We start from the raw sequence: 18471 nt of genomic DNA on the forward strand, positions 1-18471 counted from the left end.
TCGCTCTATTTGCTTTAGATTAAATCTTGCTGATTCGATTTAAGAATTGTCAGTAAGGTCATGTTGGGGCACAATAGTCATAACTTTGGAAGTAACTGATTATGGCGAAAGCAACTGTAGTTAAAAAACATAATGGCGGTACGATTGCCCAAAATAAGCGTGCCCGTCATGATTATTTTATCGAAGAAAAATTTGAAGCTGGACTGTCCTTACAAGGTTGGGAAGTAAAGTCCTTACGTGCTGGTCGCATGACCCTGACGGAAAGTTATATCTTGTTTAAAAATGGTGAAGCCTATTTATTTGGCGCGCAAATTCAGCCTTTATTGTCTGCATCGACCCATGTAGTGCCTGAGGCGACACGTACACGTAAATTATTGCTGAATCGCAATGAAATTGCCAAATTACTCGGTGCTGTGAATCAAAAAGGCTTCTCTTGTGTACCTTTGGCGTGTTACTGGAAAGGCCCTTTGGTCAAGCTTGAAATTGCTTTGGTGAAAGGTAAACAACTACACGACAAACGTGCCACTGAAAAAGACCGTGACTGGCAGCGTGACAAAGCCCGCCTGTTCCACAAGTAATAAAAAAACCTCCACTTGGAGGTTTTTTTAATGACTCATCTTTTAATAATCAGCTTTCAGCTCGACCAAATATTTACCGAACTTGCGCGCTGTTTCCAAATCGCCTTCTGGTGGTGTAACTTCCACACTGGCATTATCGGACTGGGTCATTAATCCCAAAAAGCTCGACATACGGTTAATATCTTGCTGGCTACGACCTGTAGGCATAAACGGCAAACCCGCCCAGAGCATGCCATGTTGCATGGCAAATAAGTTGATCTGCTGCAAGACTGCCAACTTATCGCCACTTAAGCCACCACCATTGGTAAAGCCTGCAGCGAGCTTGCCTTGCCAAGCACGGGCTAACCAACGCTTAGATGAATCTTCCATAAACTGTTTCAGTGCCGAGGTCAGGCTCCCCATATAGGTTGGACAACCCATAATGATGATATCCGCCTGATCCAACAGTTCCCATTGTACTGCTGCCACTGAAATCAGATGCACATCTGCACCCGCCTGTTCTGCACCTTGCGCAATATATTGAGCCACTTTAGCCGTATGCCCATAAGGACTATGATAAACCACACAGACATGAACAGGAGCAGCAGAAACGAGATCAGTAACAGACATGGAAACTTTTAAAACCAAATAATTCAGTCAAGTTTAACACTTTTACTTGATTTGAGGCGAGCACATCAACAATGAAATCGCCCGAGTCAAACAGAAGAAACCAGCTTATTTGATGAACACAAAAGTTGCCATACGCCCAGTCTTAACATTACGGCGATAAGAATAATATTCATCATTTTGTCGATAGGTACACTGATCGCCACCCAAAATCTTGGTGACACCATGCTGCTGTAAAATATAACGTGCGATCGCGTATAAATCTGCCATGTATTTTCCCTGTTCTTTTGAGGGTTCAAAAGCAGAATCCAGCGCAGCATATTTACTACAGAAAGTTTGTTTGACTTCAGCCCCCACCTCAAAACAAGGTTGACTGATGGCAGCCCCCAACCATGCCCATGCAGGTGGATGTTGCATCGCTGCAATGGTATTTTCCACAATACCATTCGCCAGCCCACGCCAGCCTGCATGCAGATTGGCAACTTCAGTGGCTTCAGCATTACCCAGTACAATCGGTAAGCAATCTGCGGTCATCATCATTAAGGCATGCTGTTTGCGTTGCGTCACCAAACCATCGCCTTCCAGTGCCTCAAAGCAGATTTGCTCATTCACGGTATGGCAAATGGTGCTATGCGTTTGCGTCATCCAAGTAATTTTATGTACACCAAAGGCAGAAAACTCTTGTAGCAACTGCATACGGTGCTGTTGCACCCGCTTCGCATCATCCTGTACATGCAATGCCAGATTAAAACCTGCCAATTCAGGTTTATCCGACGCCAAGGCATGCTCGTGTTGTACTCGGGTTTGCCCTACACAGATCCCCTCTGGCAATCCTTGAACAAATTGCATGTTGAATTCCTTATTATAAAATCATCATTCTTCACGGTATTACTTGTCATAAGGCTATACCGTGAAGTTATTTCAAGTCAGAGACTTAATAGGCTGCATCTTCACTACGTAACACATCAACCAATGCTGCAAAATCTTCCGCCCACGGCGCTTCAAACATCATGTCCTTGCCCGTACGTGGGTGAACCAGTCCCAACTGTGCTGCATGTAAAGCCTGACGTTTAAAGGCACGTAAGGTGTCATTCAGCAATTCAGACGCCCCTGCAGGTACGCGAACACGTGGCATATAAACTTGGTCGCCAACCAGTCCAAAACCGATATAAGAGAAATGCACACGAATTTGATGGGTACGACCTGTTTCCAGACGTGCTTGTACACGCGTGAAATGCTGAAAACGCTCTTTCACGTTGTAATGCGTCACTGCATCTTTACCGCCAGGCAATACCGTCATTTTCACGCGATCTACAGGGTGGCGTTTAATGGGCTCATCAATGGTGCCGCCAGCAATCATATTGCCGTAAACGATCAAATCATAAACACGATAAACCGTTTTTTTTGCCAATTGCTTGCTCAGTGAGAATTGCGCTTCTAAGTTTTTCGCCACCACCAATAAGCCACTGGTGTCTTTATCAATACGGTGTACCAAGCCTGCACGTGAAAGTTCAGCCGATTTTGGATAGTGGTAAAGCAATCCATTGACTAAAGTTCCCGTGGTATTCCCTGCACCTGGATGTACCACCATGCCTACAGGTTTGTTAATGACAATGATGTCATCATCTTCATAAACAATGTTTAAAGGAATGTTTTCAGGCTGACTGGTGGTTTGTGCTTCCAACTCGACATCCAGAGTAAGTAGCTCATTTCCTTCACATTTGTACTTTGGCTTCACAGTGTTACCATTTACCAACAAATGCCCATCCTTCAGCCACTGCTTGAGTTTTTCACGCGAAAAGTCACTCCAAACATTGGCAGCCACCTGATCAATACGTTGCCCGATATAGCTTTCATCCAATTGAAATTGCAACGATAAACGTGTTGCAGTTGCATCGGAAGTATGGTTATCTGCTTCGTCTGTTTCTTCAAGTAAATTGAAATCAGTTTCTGCAAAATTTGTATCAGTAGATTGTGCTTGGGTCATTTGATCATTCAAACAAAAGTGGTTTAATAGCGCAATTGTAGCTCATTGCCCGTATTAACAGAGGAATTTTTATGTCGCTGCCACGTTATAAAATTACAATGCTCGCTCTTTCTTTAGGCATTGCATCTGCAATGGTGGGCTGTAGCAGTAATCCAAAAAAAGAAGTGGTAGATACAGGCCCACAATTAAGTGAGCAAGTGTATATACAAAAAGCTGAGAAAGCGTTAGATAATGGTCAATATACTGATGCTGCCAAGTACCTAGAAGCCATTGATACATATTACCCAACGGGTGATTATGCGCAGCAAGCTCAGCTTGAGTTACTGTATACAAAATTCCAGCAAAAAGATTATGAAGGCACCATCAGCCTTGCCGAGCGTTTTATTCGCTTAAATCCACAGCATCCAAATGTGGATTATGCCTACTATGTTCGCGGTGTAGCGAACATGGAACAAAACTATGATGGTTTAATGCGTTATACCTCATTAAAGCAATCACACCGTGACACCAGCTACTTAAAACTGGCTTACCAAAACTTTGTCGACTTCATTCGTCGTTATCCATCTAGCACGTATGCCGTAGATGCAGCACAACGTATGAAGTATATCGGCAATGAACTGGCTGAAAGTGAAATGAACGTGGCGCGCTTTAACATTAAGCGTAAAGCGTGGTTGGCTGCGGTAGAGCGTTCACAATGGGTGATCGAACACTATCCACAAACCCCGCAAATTCCAGAAGCGCTAGCGACTGTGGCTTATGGCTATGAGCAATTGGGTGACCAAGCGACAGCACAACAATATGTGAATGTATTAAAGCTGAACTATCCAAACTTGGTGAAATCAGACGGCAGCGTCAATTTACGTGCGGCACGTAAAGAAGGCAGCTGGGTCAACCGTGCAACATTCGGTGTCTTTGGTCGTGAAGAACAAAGCAACATCGAAACACCAAAAACGGCTGCACCCGCTGAGCAACGTAGCTTAACCAACCGCATGAGTTTCGGTTTGCTGGATCGACCAGCAACAACAACTGAAACACCAGCTTCAGGTGCGGCTGCCGAATAAACTCGCAACTCATCGTGCAATTTATTCAAGGGCAAGTTATCATACTTGCCCTTTTATATTGGGTATTGGGCTTGATCAGGTTGGTCAAACCATATACAAATAAATAGTGTTCTTTTACAAAGCATAGGATTTATCCAAATCTCACTTTGTATTTTCTTTTTGTTGCACCAATCACGATAACGACTATGGCCATTCCTCAACATACGATAGATCAAATTCTCGATCGAACTGATATTGTCGACTTGATTGGTCAACGCGTGAAACTAAAAAAAACAGGACGCACCTATTCGGGCTGCTGTCCGTTTCATCAGGAAAAATCTCCTTCGTTTCACGTCTATCGTGACAAGCAGTATTACCACTGCTTTGGTTGCCAAGCCAATGGTAATGCCATTCGTTTTCTGATGGACATCGACAATCGTAACTTTGTCGATGTGATGAAAGACCTGTCCAGTCAAACAGGCATTGAACTCCCTAAAGACAATCAAGATTCCAAGCGTCTCTCCTATAAACGCGAAGCCAAAGTTGTTGTAGAGCCGCCGAAGACAGCCCCTGTTCAATCGCCTGCTACAACTGAACTGCCCATTGATCACGACCCTTTTGAAGAATTTCGTAATGTCGATGATCCCTTTGCCCAGTTTGAACCGTTTCAAGAGTTCCATGAAGCTCCAGCGCAAGATGGTAATCTCTACGACCTACTGGAAAATGTGGCTCAGTTCTACGAGCGACAACTGCCACAAAGTCAAACTGCGCAACACTACTTTAGACACCGTGGTTTAGGTGCAGAAACGATACAATTCTGGCGTTTAGGCTATGCACCTGAAGATTGGCAACATCTGGAAAAGGCCTTTCCACAAGACGTTCAGGGTTTAAAATTACTGGGTTTAATCCGGACCAGTGACAAGGGACGCGATTTTGACTTATTGCGTGATCGGGTAATTTTCCCAATTCGCGATGCCAAAGGTCGTGTGGTCGGTTTTGGTGGTCGTGCCCTAAATGATGAAATTAAACCGAAATACATCAACTCGCCAGATTCCGAAGTCTTTCATAAAAATCAGTTACTCTATGGACTGTATGAAGGACGCAAGCAGAAAGCTCAAGACTGGCTGATGGTTGAAGGCTACATGGATGTCATAGCATTACAACAAAATGGTATTTATGGCGCGGTTGCAACCTTAGGAACTGCGAGTAATACCGAGCATTTAAATATTCTGTTTAAACAGAATAACCGTATTACCATTGCCTTTGATGGTGATGCTGCTGGGCAAAAAGCAGCACGACGCACTTTGGAAATTGCACTTCCGCTGTTAAATGATGGTCGTGAACTCAAGTTTTTTGTCCTGCCGAATGATCATGATCCAGATTCCCTGATCCGACGTGAAGGCTTGGAAAATTTCCAGCGCCTCTTACAGCAAGCACCTTTGCTTTCTGACTTTGTATTTGCACATTTAACTCAAAATCAGGACATCAGCAGTCCTGAAGGTAAAAGTCTGGTGATGGCAGAACTGCGCCAACTGACTGAACTGCTCCCTCAAAAAGGCTCCTTCCGTTATCTGTTGAATCAGTCCTTTAAAGAAAAACTGGGTTTTGGAAAGCGCTGGACACCGCAACTGAGTAATGATGCATCTTTATCTTTTAACATTCGCACCAAAGATGAAGATTTCGCCATCGCAATTTTAATGCACCACCCCTTTTTATATATTCATTTTGAAACGCTACGGGCATTTGTGCCCAGCAATGAATTACTTTCGCATATCTTAACTATTCTGAACCGAATTTTTGATAATTTGCCTGATGATCAAGAACTGGCCACGTATTATGTACTCGGTGCTTGCAGCACTTACGGTTTAGAAATTGCCGATATTATGCGACGTACCAATATTGAAGTGCTGACCCATGCACCTGAAATGGCTGATAAACTGGCGACTGAATATGCTTTGGCTTTGCAGGAAAAATATTTACGTCAGAAATTAAAAGATCCAAACTCATTGCTTGAATCACGTAATTTACGCCAACAACTCAATGAACTGACCAAGAAAATCGGACTGCGCTTATTATCTTAAGTCATCGAAAAAACGATTATTTTTTAGCTTTACGACGATGCTCAATCACATAAGCAAGGCTTTGTTGGAGCTGTTCAAAATAGGCTGGATCTTCTGCCTTGGCCGCATCGCGCAGGACAATTGAGGTTGGATGTAACAGCTTTTGAGTTAAACGATGGGCAAATTCATGCATAATCTGCGCGGCATTTTCGCCTTTTTGTAAGCGTGCTAACGCCAATTCTAATTCTTCTTGTTGTAATTCATGTCCGTGTTCACGGTATTGATGAATGGTTGCACCCGCTTCATTCACACGTTCATGGGTAATCAGCTCTACGGCTAACTGATTCACCATCACCTCGGCTTCAACCGCCGCTTGGCGACGTTGTGCCAGATTTTCATCAATCACAGACTGTAAATCATCGACCCCGTAAAGATAGACCCCATCCAAAGATTCTACTTTAGGCTCGATATCGCGTGGTACGGCTAAATCCACCAGTAGCATTTGCTGATAGCGACGTTTCTTTAAGGCACGTTTGACATCCTGATAAGAAATCACCTGATGTAAACTACCGGTACAACTTGAAATCACATCTGCACGGTATAAGTTTTCAGCTAACGCAGTAAAATCAATAATTTCAACATCCACTTGATGGGCAATTTCTTGTGCCAACAGTTCAGCACGTTCGCGGGTACGATTACAAATCAGGACTTTACCGACGCCCATCTCTGCCAAATGCTTCGCCACCAAGCTATTCATTTCACCAGCTGCGACGATCAACACGGTCATTTTTTCAGGTTGGCTAAAGACTTGTAAAGCCAACTGCGCAACAGCATACCCCATTGAAACGGCATGACTGCCCACCGCAGTTTCAGAACGGACACGTTTTGCCGCATAGAAGGCATATTCAAAAATTCGGTTTAAATTACCTGAAACGGTATGTGCATCTTTTGCCAAAGATAGGGCAGATTTTACTTGTCCTAAAATTTGCGGTTCACCCAACATGAGCGAATCTAGCCCGCTGGCAACCCGCATCAAATGCGTAACGGCTTGTGCATCTTCATAACGATAAACATGATTGACCAGTTGTTTGACATCAAGATCATTTGCTTGGGCGAGCCAATTTAATACCATATCTGCATTTTCGGATATGGCATAAACTTCGGTGCGGTTACACGTCGAGACCACCACTAAATCGTTTAATTCAGTGTTGTGACTTTGCTGGGCAAGCAATACACTCAGCTTTTCAGCATTAAATGCAATTTGCTCACGCAACTCTACTGACGCGGTTTGATGGTTGACCCCCAATGCAAAGAAAGACATATCAAATCATCAATTCACTAAATTTATGCTATTGTGCAACATCGGTGTCATAAAAAGCATTACTTGGATCAAGAAAAAATTGCGTCAAACATACAGCCGTATGAACGGCACGACGATAAAGCAGTATTCTACCACATTCTTACTGCTTGGTAGCATGGCTTCTGGTACTCATGTAAGAGCATCGGAGGCAGTTTATCATGCAAATTCAAATAATAATGCCATAAAACAAAGCATGATTGCCGAATTCGCTTTGGCTTATCACGATATTCCAACTGCCTTGCATAATTACACGGTACTTGCGATTCGCAGCAACTCCACTCTGGTCAAACAGCGTGCCTTAAACATTGCCTTAGAACAAGATGACTTAAAAGCTGCACTCGATATTGCCACGCACTGGGTGGTGCAAGAACCTGAAGATGTGCCTGCATTATTTTATTTATCGCATATTGCCTTAAAAGCACACGAATATGAGCTGGCTGCGGAAACACTGGATAAAATTCTCAACATTGATCCAAATGCAGATTTAGAACAAATCTTGGCAGGTATTTCCCCTGAAACGCAGAGTGATCGAGAAGAGCTGCTCAAAACCTTATCGGCCAGTCAGGAAAAAGACAATCCTTCTATTTTGGTGCTGATTGCAGGTTTAGAAGCACAAAATGCGCAATATGAACAAGCATTGCTAACTGTGAACCGCGCCTTGCGTAAACGCCCCAAAGTCACGGGCTTTATCCTGATGAAAGCGAACTTACTGAATGCATTAGGCAATCAGGAAGAAACACTGAAATGGTATGACAAATCCAGTCGTCGACATCGGGACAACCTCGAAGTGCGTCTTGCAGAAGTGAAATATCTGATTAAAGTCAATCAATCCGATATCGCATTAAAAAGACTGGAAAGTATTCTAAAAAGCTGGCCGAAACAGGAAGAAGCCCTGTTTCTTGCAGGCTTAACCAGTATCGACTTAAAGCAATATGAAGATGCGGAAAAATATTTGGTCGAGTTGCGCTATTCCGCACAATATCAAAATGATGCCTATTACTATTTGGCGGTTAATGCAGAACGGAAACAGCATTTTGAAACGGCCAAAGCTTATTATCGCTTGGTAGATGGCAGCCTCTATCCTGTGTCTAGACGCAGCATGATCAATATCTACGCCCAGCAGGACAAATTACAGGATGCCTTGCGCTTTTTGACTCAAGAACGGGTTAATTATCCACAACATGCTAGTTTTTTATATCAGGCACAAGCCGATATTTTAAAGCGCATGAACAACAATAAGGCTGCACGTCGCTTATTGGATGAAGCCATTAAGAACCTGCCAGATGATCCCGACTTGATTTATGCCGAAGTGCTCTTGCTCGATCCCTTTCAAGATCGGGTCAAGTTGGAACAACTGTTGAATCGCTTACTGGAAATTGAACCGAATAGTCCAACTTATTTGAATGCTTATGCCTATACCTTGGCACTGCAAAATCGACGTTTGGATGATGCACGGCATTATGTCGAACTAGCATTAGAATACACACCTGATCAGGCTTCGATTTTGGATACGCTGGGCTATATCACCTATTTGCAGAACGATTTCGAGACTTCAGCGCAAGTACTGGGTAAAGCCTACACATTAAGCAATAGTGTTTCGATAGGCGTACGATATGCCAAGGCCTTATATATGCAAGGAAAAATTGCAGAATTTAGCGCGGTGTTACAACAACTCAAACAAAAACATCCAAATGACCCGCAATTGGAACAACTAAATTCGTTACTGTTACCTGAACAAATGAAAAAGAGCTAATTGATTTTGATGCGTGTATTTTCCAAAGTCGGTCTGACCGTATTGACCAGCAGTGTTTTATTCCTTACGGGTTGTCAGCAATTTACCAAACCGCAAATTCCTGCGGAAAGTCCAAATGCTGCCGAACAGAATAATTTTAATTTGCAAGGCAAAATAGGTGTACGCACGCCACAACAGTCTGGGAGCGCCTTTTTTACTTGGCAGCAACAACAGCAAGAATTTGATATTGAGCTGAGTGGCATTCTGGGCGTAGGTAAAACCCAAATTACAGGCAAACCAGGCGCTGTGAGCTTGAACAGTGCCAAAACAGGGCTGATTCAAGCGGCAACACCTGAAGAACTACTGGAACAGGCAACAGGCTGGCAAGCACCGATTACCCATTTAGTGGATTGGGTGCAGGCGCGACCAGCTACCTTACAGGCACAAATCAACAAAGATGCCAGCAATCGTCCTCAACAAATCATTGAAGATGGCTGGCAAGTCGATCTCAGTTATAACGATACAGCTCAACTGCCGAATAAATTAGTTCTTAAACAAGAACTTGAATCTGGCAAAGAAAATCGTATTACAATGCTCATTCAAAACCGTTAATTCTGGCTGGCTATGATTCGCGTACCCTCTCCTGCAAAACTGAACTTGTTTTTACACATCACGGGACGTCGTGAAAATGGGTATCACGAGCTACAAAGTATTTTTCAGTTGATTGATTTATATGATTGGCTGGAATTTGAGCCCCTGCAGGAAGACCACATTCAGATTGATGGCTTAAATAACGTCGATCTTGAGCAAAATTTAATTTACAAAGCCACACAGATGCTGAAACCCTTTGCCCAGCATTTCACTGGCTTAAAGATTAAAATCGAGAAAAACATTCCCATGGGGGCTGGCTTGGGCGGCGGATCCTCGAATGCCGCGACGACCCTAATAGTGGTCAATCAACTTTGGCAATGTGGGTTAAGCATTGAACAACTGGCAGAACTGGGTGTGAAACTCGGTGCCGATGTACCTATTTTTGTCCATGGTCAAAATGCATGGGCAGAAGGCATTGGTGAACACTTAACATTCATAGACTTAGATCAAAAACAATACATTGTGCTTAAACCTGACTGTTTTATCAGCACTCAACTACTTTTTTCACAAAAAACATTGACAAGAAACACGAAGCCATCTAAATTCTGCGCCTATCAGATAAAGCCATCTGACTTTGGAAATAACTTTGAGCCTCTGGCAAGAAACTTATATCCTGAAGTCGATGAAGCGATGCAATATTTAGATCAGTTCGGTGTTGCAAAACTTACAGGTACAGGTGCTTGTGTTTTTACTGAAGTAACTGCTGAAATGCACGTTGATGAAATTCTTAAGCATTCGCCTTGTAAAGCTTACTTGGTCAATAGTTTAAATGAATCTCCATTGCGTCATTTTAAAGTTCAATAGGGGCGTCGCCAAGTGGTAAGGCAGCGGGTTTTGATCTCGCCATCCGTTGGTTCGAATCCAGCCGCCCCTGCCAATTTCACCTGTAGATGTATGTATTAGGGGCGTCGCCAAGTGGTAAGGCAGCGGGTTTTGATCTCGCCATCCGTTGGTTCGAATCCAGCCGCCCCTGCCATATACACACATCAAATTTAGGGGCGTCGCCAAGTGGTAAGGCAGCGGGTTTTGATCTCGCCATCCGTTGGTTCGAATCCAGCCGCCCCTGCCAATTTCAAGTTTTAAAAGACAGAATAGCGTTTTTGATCTTCTTGTCATTTCACCTTGACATGAATATGCAAAAATATTAAAATTCTGCCGCATTAGGGGCGTCGCCAAGTGGTAAGGCAGCGGGTTTTGATCTCGCCATCCGTTGGTTCGAATCCAGCCGCCCCTGCCATCTATTTTCAAACATACCAACCGCCAAGGGTGCTTCATGCCCAATCTTGTCGTTTTTAGTGGAACTGCTCATCCACAATTCGCTCAAAAAGTCGTAAGCCATTTGCACATTCCTTTAGGTGCAGCATCAGTTTCTACCTTCTCTGATGGTGAGATTGCTGTTGAAATCACTGAAAATGTTCGTGGTAAAGACGTATTTATCGTACAACCTACTTGCGCCCCTACTAATGATAACCTGATGGAAATCTTAGTAATGGCTGACGCATTACGTCGTGCAAGTGCTGGTCGTATTACTGCTGTCATTCCTTACTTCGGTTATGCGCGTCAAGACCGTCGTCCTCGTTCATCACGTGTTCCAATCACCGCAAAAGTTGTTGCAGATATGCTGACGACTGTTGGTATTGACCGTGTTGTAATGATTGACCTACACGCAGACCAAATCCAAGGTTTCTTCGATATCCCTGTAGACAACATCTACGGTACACCTGCATTGCTTGCTGACTTACGTCAACAGTCTCATGACAACCTAATGGTTGTTTCTCCAGACGTTGGTGGTGTAGTTCGTGCTCGAGCTGTTGCAAAACAAATGGGTGATATTGATCTTGCGATCATCGATAAACGTCGTCAAAAAGCGAATGAATCACAAGTGATGCATTTGATTGGTGATGTGAAGGGTCGTGACTGTGTCATTGTTGATGATATGGTCGATACAGCAGGTACGTTATGTAAAGCTGCTGATGCACTAAAAACATTTGGTGCACGCAAAGTGGTTGCCTATGCAACTCACCCTGTTCTTTCAGGCAAAGCCATTGAGAATTTGAAAAACTCTGTCATCGACGAACTCGTTGTAACAGATACAATTCCATTGTCTGAAGAAGCACAAGCACTTGGTAAGATTCGCCAAGTTTCGGTTGCCGGCATGGTTGCTGAAACAATTCGTCGTATTAACAACGAAGAATCTATTAGCGCAATGTTTGATTCTTATCTATAATATAGCGCTGAATTTTAAAAGCCCTGCCCAGTGCAGGGCTTTGTCTCACTAGGTCGGTCGCAGATCTAGTTTAATTAAACTTAAATTAAGGATGTCTATCATGGCAAACTTCGTATTAAACGCACAAGCACGTGAAGCAGCTAACCAAGGGAAAGGTGCGAGCCGCCGCCTTCGTCACGCTGCACAAGTTCCAGCAATCATCTACGGTGGCAACGCTGAACCTGTAGCTGTTACTTTAGAACTTCGTGAGCTTGTTAAAGCTTTAGAAAACAACGCTTTCTTTGAAGAAGTTGTTGAAATCAAAGTTGGCGACAAAGTTGAAAGCGTTAAAATCCAAGCGTTACAACGTCACCCAGCTAAAAACACTCCAATGCACGCTGACTTCAAACGCGCATAAGTGTTTAATGGTGTAAATTAGTGGCTAATATTTCGCTAATTGTTGGTTTGGGCAATCCTGGAAAGGAATATGCCCAAACCCGCCATAATGCAGGCTTCTGGTTTGTAGAACGCATTGCAGACAAATATGGCATTACATTAAAAAACGACCCTAAATTTCACGGAATCAGCGGTCGTGGTAATATCGAAGGTCAAGACGTCCGTCTGCTTTTACCAACAACCTTTATGAACCTTTCAGGCAAAAGTGTTGTTCCCTTCTGCAAATTTTATCAAGTCGCACCTGAAGCAATGTTAATTGCCCATGATGAGCTTGATATGAACCCTGGTGTGATTCGCCTGAAAACTGGCGGCGGTCATGGTGGTCATAATGGACTACGTGACATTGTTCCACATCTTGGTCCAAATTTTCATCGTCTGCGTATTGGTATTGGTCATCCTGGTTCAAAAGAACGTGTCTCTGGGCATGTGCTTAGCAAAGCGCCAAGCAGTGAACAAGGTTTAATGGATGATGCAATTGACCATGCACTCTCACGACTCAAGTTACTCGTGAATGGTGATATCCAGCAAGCAATGAATCAAATCAATGCTTATAAACCCAACTGAATTTATTTGAATTGTTGAACAATCCTTCTTGCCATGTTGCTCATTTCAGAGCAAAATGCGTTTTTTGCCGATTACTGGTTTTGTAAGAAGCGATTGATTTAACCATAAGATAACGGTCTTAGGTCCACTCAGGAGACGCTCGCCATGCTATCTCGTTTATTAAAATGCAAAATTCACCGCGCTGTAGTTACACATGCAGAACTTCACTACGAAGGTTCTTGTGCAATTGATGGTGTGTTAATGGATTTAGCTGGCATTCGTGAATACGAAGAAATCCATGTTTGGAACGTTACCAACGGTAAACGTTTCGCAACTTATGCGATTCGCGGTGAAGACAACTCTGGCATTATCTCTGTCAACGGCGGTGCTGCTCATCAAGCTGATGTTGGTGATCTTGTCATCATTGCAACATTCGGTGCGTTCACTGAAGCTGAAGCAAATGCGCACAAACCACGTTTAGTCTACGCGAACCCAGACAATACAGTAAATCACACTGCAAACTGTATTCCTGTGCAAGTGGCTTAAGATGCAGAAAAAGCTCGCAAATTGCGAGCTTTTTTATTTCCGAAAAATAACCAAGTTCTCCATCCTATAATTCTCCCCTCTTCCTCCAATTCATTGTCTTAGCAATTTAATTGCAAACCTTGTCAGAAATAATCATGACGCTTAAGTTACATGAAAAATCACATTTTCTGCAAATTAGCCTATAATGAGCCTACATCGCTTCAGGGCGGGGTGCAATTCCCCACCGGTGGTAATTTCAGTCGGATCATGATTTCTGCTGATTCAGCCCACGAGCGTGTAGTCTCAACCCTACATGCAGATTTGGTTCAAAGCCAAAGCCGACGGTATAGTCCGGATGAAAGAAGACGACGTCATCAACACCCTTCTTATTGCCTAAAGCACAGTAAGATGGTTTTGCTACGAGCCTATTTTCACATGTCCTGAAATGTTCAATCGTATTTTCAAGTTACGCGAGCGTTTCAATGTCTAGTTTAATTCAACCCGAAATCTTCTTTTCAGCCCTTCCCCCTGCTGAACAACGTATTCAACAAGCCTTAACCGATATCCGCCAAGGTAAACCTGTCTTGGTAATGGACGACTTTGATCGTGAAAATGAAGCCGATTTAATTATTGCTGCGGAAACATTAACGGTTGCGACCATGGCACGTATGATTCGTGATGGTTCAGGTATTGTCTGCCTTTGCATCACCAATGAACTCGCCGACCATTTAGAATTGCCACCAATGGTGAGTGATAACTCTAGCCAATTCAAAACTGCTTTCACCGTCACCATCGAGGCGGCTCAAGGAGTCACGACAGGCGTTTCTGCACAAGATCGTGTCACCACCATTCAAGCAGCAACCCGCACAGGTGCAGTTGCCAGTGACTTGAACCGCCCTGGTCATGTCTTTCCCTTACGCGCACGTGATGGTGGTGTACTTAGCCGCCGCGGGCATACTGAAGGAACCATTGATCTTGCCCGTTTGGCAGGATTGAAACCTGCGGGTGTGTTGTGTGAGTTAACCAATCCAGATGGCACCATGGCTTCTGGCATTCAAGTACTGGCTTATGCACAAACCCATCAGCTGACCGTAATTACCATTGAAGAATTGGTGCAATATCGCCTGGCTCATCAGATTTAAAATGAAATGCCTCAGTCACTGTGCTGAGGCATGCTCAAATGCTCATTGGTCCATTTTACTGCGCCACAAGCCCAATCCATACAGTGGCCAGTGATGCTTTGCTTTTAAGTGATAAAGAAGATAAGCAATGCCAACCAACACACAGGCACCTAGTGCTACAGGAAACAACAAGAAACTCCAGTCATAAGTCACATGAGGTGCCGATAAGAGAATCACCAAAGGATTCGCACCCGCTGGAGGATGGATACAACGAAAATATTGCATGCATGCAATTGCTGCACCGACTGAAAAGGCAATAGATAGATAACTCGCACCAAACCATTTCAAGAAACACAACCCAATCGCAGCCGAGATCAAATGCCCGAAAATGATGTTTCTGGGTTGTGCCAATGGGGATTGGGATGCCGCATAAAGCAAAACACAACTGGCACCAAAGGGAGCCATAATAAAAAGGTGACCACTCCAAGCGCCCAAACACAGCAAAACCAAAATGCTCAGACTACCGCCAATAAAACCCAGCAGAATCTCCCTCCCTGATGGTGTCGTAGAAAGTTTTTCTTTGCCTGTAAATATGCGCATTGATATCCCCCTGATGTTGTTTTCTTCAAGTCGATGGCTTAAAATCAAAATAGTACAGATCTGTACTATTTACAAGGAATAAATATAGATGTCAAAATCTGCACAGAAAATATTGGATACGGCAGAACACTTATTTAATCAGCATAGTTTTTCTGGGGTTGGTGTCGATTTAATTCGCGACCAATCGGGCTGTTCCAAAACCACCATGTATACCTATTACAGCAATAAACAACAGTTGGTGATTCAAGTCCTAAAAGCGCGAGATTTAAAGTTTAGACAAAGCCTGTCCACCTGTGTGCAAGGACACGATCAGCTTGATGCCATCCATAAAATTTATGATTGGCATATGGACTGGTTTCAAACAGATACTTTCAAAGGCTGTCTCTTTATTCGTGCAGTCGCAGAAAGTACTGCACAAGACCAAACTTTTGTAGAGATTGCGCAACAGCATAAAAGCTGGATCAAAAATTTAATTCACCAACAGGTGATGAGTTTTAAACATGCAGGTGAAATCACTGAATTAACTTATAACTTTCTAGAAGCATTGATCAGTCGTTTTCTAGTCGAAGGCTTTGATCTTGTTCAAGCAGAACAAAATAAAGCCTTATTGGATAAGTTAATCAAATGCTTAATCGATGAATGATACAACCCGATTAACTAATGCTAATGTAGATTCCATAGAGCGCCACAGCAATTAAAATCATCCCACAAAACGCCAATAGATGCTGATACATCTTGGAACGAGAAAAGCGGTTGAACATCAGATAGACAAAGGAGAGCGTGGCAAAATCAAGAGCAATCCAACTAAGCGTTAAAATACCCAGACTGAGGTTCAAATTCGGCGTAATCTGTACAAATTGCGGAAAGAAAGAGGCAAAGAAAATAATGTCTTTAGGGTTGGAAATCGCCACCAGAAAACCTTGCTTAAATCCACCATTGGCAACAGTGCTTGAAGCATTTTCAGCCCCTACATCCCCCTGCCAGACTTCTCTTAAAATCTGTATCCCCAGATAAATAATATACAGACAGCCTAGAATTTTAACGGCATTAAACCACTGCTCACTAATGGTCAGAAAACCTTTTAGAATTGCAATCGAAGCTGCTATCAGCACCAGAGAAGCAAGGTTGGTTCCAAAAATAGTCTGTAAAGCTCGTCGATAACCGCCTTTTAAACCTGCACTGGCAACCAAAAGCATCACGGGTCCAGGAGTGGCAATCATTATGATTACGGCAAAACAATATAAAAAATATTCAATATAATTCACAAGTCATTACTTTCTTTTATTCAAATTTCAATAGAGTGAAGAGATTAATCTTCTTCCTGATCACGCAATAAACTATGACTGATCCCATCTGCACGCAAAAATGCCAAATCATAACTTGCTGTTGCCAATGCCAACACACGTCGCTCAAACTCTTGCCACAACGCTTTCACTTGTTGCTCACTAATCCCTAAGCCACTTTCATTGGTAAAATTTTTGTTCTTTTCACAAATTTTGAGCGCATGATATAACTTGCGTCCTTTCGAGGCGTCTGGGCGTAAACGTACGCGCTTGGACAACACAAAACCTTCCACATGACGTAAATCCGCAAAAGGCAACATCGGAACTAAAATCTGATCCAGTTGAGCATCTAATCGCAGCCAAACCGCGTGTTGTTGTTGAGCCGAATAGGTATTCCACTTAATCACTTCATGATTAAAACGACGACATCCCCGACAAACCGCATCACCAAAGACCGTAGAACAACGCCCTGCACACGGCGTCAGTGAAGCAATCCGACGATCATTACTCAAAATAAGCTCCTAAAATCAGCAAGATACAATCACAAAAACAATGCTTAAAGTTTTTAACAGCTATTAAAAACTGCTCAAGCATCATACCTTTTCTGACCGCATTAAAAAACCATAATTCTTGACGGGTTTTCTCGCATATTGCGGCAATTCGCGCTAAAATACGCGCCTTAAATTTTATCCTTCGTTTATATTTTGGAGTACTCCATGAACGCTACTGTAGAACAGCTTGCACCTGTAGAACAGCAAGCGACCTCTGGTTGGGTGGTTGCCGCACTTTATCAATTCAAAGAAGTTCAAGATCCTGCTGATCTACAACAACGACTTTTAGACTTGGTAAATTCTATCAACCTGTGTGGTACTCTGATTGTTGCAGGCGAAGGCATTAACGGTACGGTTGCGGGTGACCGTGCGGCGATTGATGCTGTACAGCAATTCCTTCTTAACGAAGGTTTTAACGCAATGGAATACAAAGAGTCGCATAGTGCTGACAAGCCATTCCGTAAAATGAAAATCAAACTGAAAAAAGAAATTGTTACGCTGGGCGTCGAAGTTAAGCCACGCGATTTAGTCGGTCATTACCTTGATCCTAAAGAATGGAATGAACTGATTGCACGTGATGACGTGATCCTGATTGATACACGTAACGATTACGAATTCAAAGCGGGTACTTTCAAAGGTGCGATTGATCCGCAAACTGAAACTTTCCGTGAATTCCCTGAATACGTAAAGCAAAATCTTGAGCAACATAAAGACAAGAAAATTGCGATGTTCTGTACGGGCGGCATTCGCTGTGAAAAATCTACTTCATTGCTTTTACAAGAAGGCTTTGAAGAGGTGTATCACCTTAAAGGCGGCATTCTCAAATACCTTGAAGAAACTCCTGCTGAAGAAAGCATGTGGGAAGGCGAATGTTTCGTATTTGATGGTCGTACTGCAGTTACTCACGGGGTCGAAGAAGGTCAAAACATTAAATGTCACGCCTGTGGCTGGCCTTTACTTCCTGCTGAAGTGGAAGAATCAAGTTATGAACATGGCGTATCTTGCAAATACTGCGTAGACAAAACAACTGACAAGCAAAAAGATGGCTTCCGTATGCGCCAATCGCAAATTGCTGCTGCAAAACGTAAGCGTCTATAATCGATCCTATCTCGTTTTCATGAGCCTCCCCCTGTGGAGGCTTTTTTATGATTAACCAACAGTAATCAACTACA

The 18471-nt window shown here is 43.2% G+C and carries 20 protein-coding genes, 4 tRNA genes and 1 riboswitch; of the genes, 17 read left to right on the forward strand and 7 right to left on the reverse strand.

The features are described from left to right. The first annotated feature begins 101 nt into the window (after positions 1–101). Positions 102–578 (forward strand): SsrA-binding protein SmpB, encoded by a 477-nt coding sequence (gene smpB, locus GWK51_RS02855; protein ID WP_016165809.1) that lies wholly within the window; start codon positions 102–104, stop codon positions 576–578. Between the two features lie 42 nt (positions 579–620). Here smpB and GWK51_RS02860 read toward each other — a convergent pair whose 3' ends face one another. The 3 genes from GWK51_RS02860 to rluD form a co-directional block, all read right to left on the reverse strand. Continuing rightward, entirely contained in the window at positions 621–1187 is a 567-nt protein-coding gene (locus GWK51_RS02860; RefSeq protein WP_161932585.1) for a flavodoxin family protein, read from the reverse strand. Positions 1188–1292: 105 nt separating this feature from the next. Continuing rightward, on the reverse strand, positions 1293–2033 hold the full coding sequence (pgeF, locus tag GWK51_RS02865) for a peptidoglycan editing factor PgeF (protein WP_161932586.1): 741 nt from the start codon (positions 2031–2033) through the stop codon (positions 1293–1295). Between the two features lie 85 nt (positions 2034–2118). Continuing rightward, on the reverse strand, positions 2119–3171 hold the full coding sequence (gene rluD / locus GWK51_RS02870) for a 23S rRNA pseudouridine(1911/1915/1917) synthase RluD (RefSeq protein WP_161932587.1): 1053 nt from the start codon (positions 3169–3171) through the stop codon (positions 2119–2121). Between the two features lie 71 nt (positions 3172–3242). Between rluD and GWK51_RS02875 the strand changes: the two genes are divergently transcribed. After that, positions 3243–4232 carry an outer membrane protein assembly factor BamD gene (locus GWK51_RS02875; protein WP_161932588.1) on the forward strand — a complete coding sequence of 330 codons (990 nt, stop codon included), beginning with the start codon at positions 3243–3245 and terminating at the stop codon, positions 4230–4232. A 185-nt stretch (positions 4233–4417) separates the two neighbouring features. After that, positions 4418–6292: a DNA primase gene (locus tag GWK51_RS02880; protein WP_161932589.1), complete on the forward strand. Its 1875-nt coding sequence runs from the start codon at positions 4418–4420 to the stop codon at positions 6290–6292. A 16-nt stretch (positions 6293–6308) separates the two neighbouring features. Here GWK51_RS02880 and hemA read toward each other — a convergent pair whose 3' ends face one another. Beyond that, positions 6309–7592: a glutamyl-tRNA reductase gene (gene hemA / locus GWK51_RS02885; RefSeq protein ID WP_161932590.1), complete on the reverse strand. Its 1284-nt coding sequence runs from the start codon at positions 7590–7592 to the stop codon at positions 6309–6311. Between the two features lie 79 nt (positions 7593–7671). On the opposite strand from hemA, the gene GWK51_RS02890 reads away from it, so the two are divergent. The 12 genes from GWK51_RS02890 (at position 7672) to ribB (ending at position 14886) form a co-directional block, all read left to right on the forward strand. Further along, positions 7672–9384 carry a tetratricopeptide repeat protein gene (locus GWK51_RS02890; protein WP_216071665.1) on the forward strand — a complete coding sequence of 571 codons (1713 nt, stop codon included), beginning with the start codon at positions 7672–7674 and terminating at the stop codon, positions 9382–9384. 9 nt (positions 9385–9393) lie between these two features. Continuing rightward, entirely contained in the window at positions 9394–9975 is a 582-nt protein-coding gene (gene lolB, locus GWK51_RS02895) for a lipoprotein insertase outer membrane protein LolB (RefSeq protein ID WP_100243202.1), read from the forward strand. 12 nt (positions 9976–9987) lie between these two features. Further along, entirely contained in the window at positions 9988–10818 is an 831-nt protein-coding gene (gene ispE, locus GWK51_RS02900; RefSeq protein ID WP_161932592.1) for a 4-(cytidine 5'-diphospho)-2-C-methyl-D-erythritol kinase, read from the forward strand. Next, positions 10817–10891 (forward strand) — tRNA-Gln (locus GWK51_RS02905). Before ispE ends, GWK51_RS02905 begins: the two co-directional genes overlap by 2 nt. Positions 10892–10915: 24 nt before the next feature. Continuing rightward, positions 10916–10990 (forward strand) — tRNA-Gln (locus GWK51_RS02910). 18 nt (positions 10991–11008) lie between these two features. Next, a tRNA-Gln gene (locus GWK51_RS02915) sits at positions 11009–11083 on the forward strand. 93 nt (positions 11084–11176) lie between these two features. Continuing rightward, positions 11177–11251: transfer RNA gene (locus GWK51_RS02920), tRNA-Gln, on the forward strand. A gap of 36 nt (positions 11252–11287) precedes the next feature. After that, positions 11288–12241: a ribose-phosphate pyrophosphokinase gene (locus tag GWK51_RS02925; protein WP_100243191.1), complete on the forward strand. Its 954-nt coding sequence runs from the start codon at positions 11288–11290 to the stop codon at positions 12239–12241. 100 nt (positions 12242–12341) lie between these two features. After that, the gene (gene rplY, locus GWK51_RS02930) at positions 12342–12638 is read left to right on the forward strand and encodes a 50S ribosomal protein L25 (protein ID WP_100243190.1); all 297 of its coding nucleotides are present in this window, start codon (positions 12342–12344) and stop codon (positions 12636–12638) included. Positions 12639–12658: 20 nt separating this feature from the next. Then, positions 12659–13240, forward strand: a complete 582-nt coding sequence (gene pth, locus GWK51_RS02935) for an aminoacyl-tRNA hydrolase (protein WP_142769292.1) — start codon at positions 12659–12661, stop codon at positions 13238–13240. 144 nt (positions 13241–13384) lie between these two features. Beyond that, a complete protein-coding gene (gene panD, locus GWK51_RS02940) occupies positions 13385–13765 on the forward strand; it encodes an aspartate 1-decarboxylase (RefSeq protein WP_016165796.1) in 381 nt (126 codons plus the stop codon). A 193-nt stretch (positions 13766–13958) separates the two neighbouring features. Beyond that, a riboswitch (FMN riboswitch) is annotated at positions 13959–14115 on the forward strand. Between the two features lie 111 nt (positions 14116–14226). Next, the gene (ribB, locus tag GWK51_RS02945; RefSeq protein ID WP_161932593.1) at positions 14227–14886 is read left to right on the forward strand and encodes a 3,4-dihydroxy-2-butanone-4-phosphate synthase; all 660 of its coding nucleotides are present in this window, start codon (positions 14227–14229) and stop codon (positions 14884–14886) included. A gap of 42 nt (positions 14887–14928) precedes the next feature. Here ribB and GWK51_RS02950 read toward each other — a convergent pair whose 3' ends face one another. Continuing rightward, the gene (locus GWK51_RS02950; protein ID WP_161932594.1) at positions 14929–15465 is read right to left on the reverse strand and encodes an HPP family protein; all 537 of its coding nucleotides are present in this window, start codon (positions 15463–15465) and stop codon (positions 14929–14931) included. A gap of 88 nt (positions 15466–15553) precedes the next feature. On the opposite strand from GWK51_RS02950, the gene GWK51_RS02955 reads away from it, so the two are divergent. After that, the gene (locus GWK51_RS02955) at positions 15554–16108 is read left to right on the forward strand and encodes a TetR/AcrR family transcriptional regulator (RefSeq protein ID WP_161932595.1); all 555 of its coding nucleotides are present in this window, start codon (positions 15554–15556) and stop codon (positions 16106–16108) included. 10 nt (positions 16109–16118) lie between these two features. Here GWK51_RS02955 and GWK51_RS02960 read toward each other — a convergent pair whose 3' ends face one another. Further along, positions 16119–16730 carry a LysE family translocator gene (locus GWK51_RS02960; RefSeq protein WP_161932596.1) on the reverse strand — a complete coding sequence of 204 codons (612 nt, stop codon included), beginning with the start codon at positions 16728–16730 and terminating at the stop codon, positions 16119–16121. A gap of 44 nt (positions 16731–16774) precedes the next feature. Then, positions 16775–17260: a DUF1289 domain-containing protein gene (locus GWK51_RS02965; RefSeq protein ID WP_161932597.1), complete on the reverse strand. Its 486-nt coding sequence runs from the start codon at positions 17258–17260 to the stop codon at positions 16775–16777. A 204-nt stretch (positions 17261–17464) separates the two neighbouring features. Between GWK51_RS02965 and trhO the strand changes: the two genes are divergently transcribed. Beyond that, positions 17465–18397 carry an oxygen-dependent tRNA uridine(34) hydroxylase TrhO gene (gene trhO / locus GWK51_RS02970; protein WP_161932598.1) on the forward strand — a complete coding sequence of 311 codons (933 nt, stop codon included), beginning with the start codon at positions 17465–17467 and terminating at the stop codon, positions 18395–18397. The last annotated feature ends 74 nt before the right edge of the window (positions 18398–18471 follow it).

This window comes from Acinetobacter kanungonis (genome assembly GCF_009939195.1).
GTDB lineage: Bacteria > Pseudomonadota > Gammaproteobacteria > Pseudomonadales > Moraxellaceae > Acinetobacter > Acinetobacter kanungonis.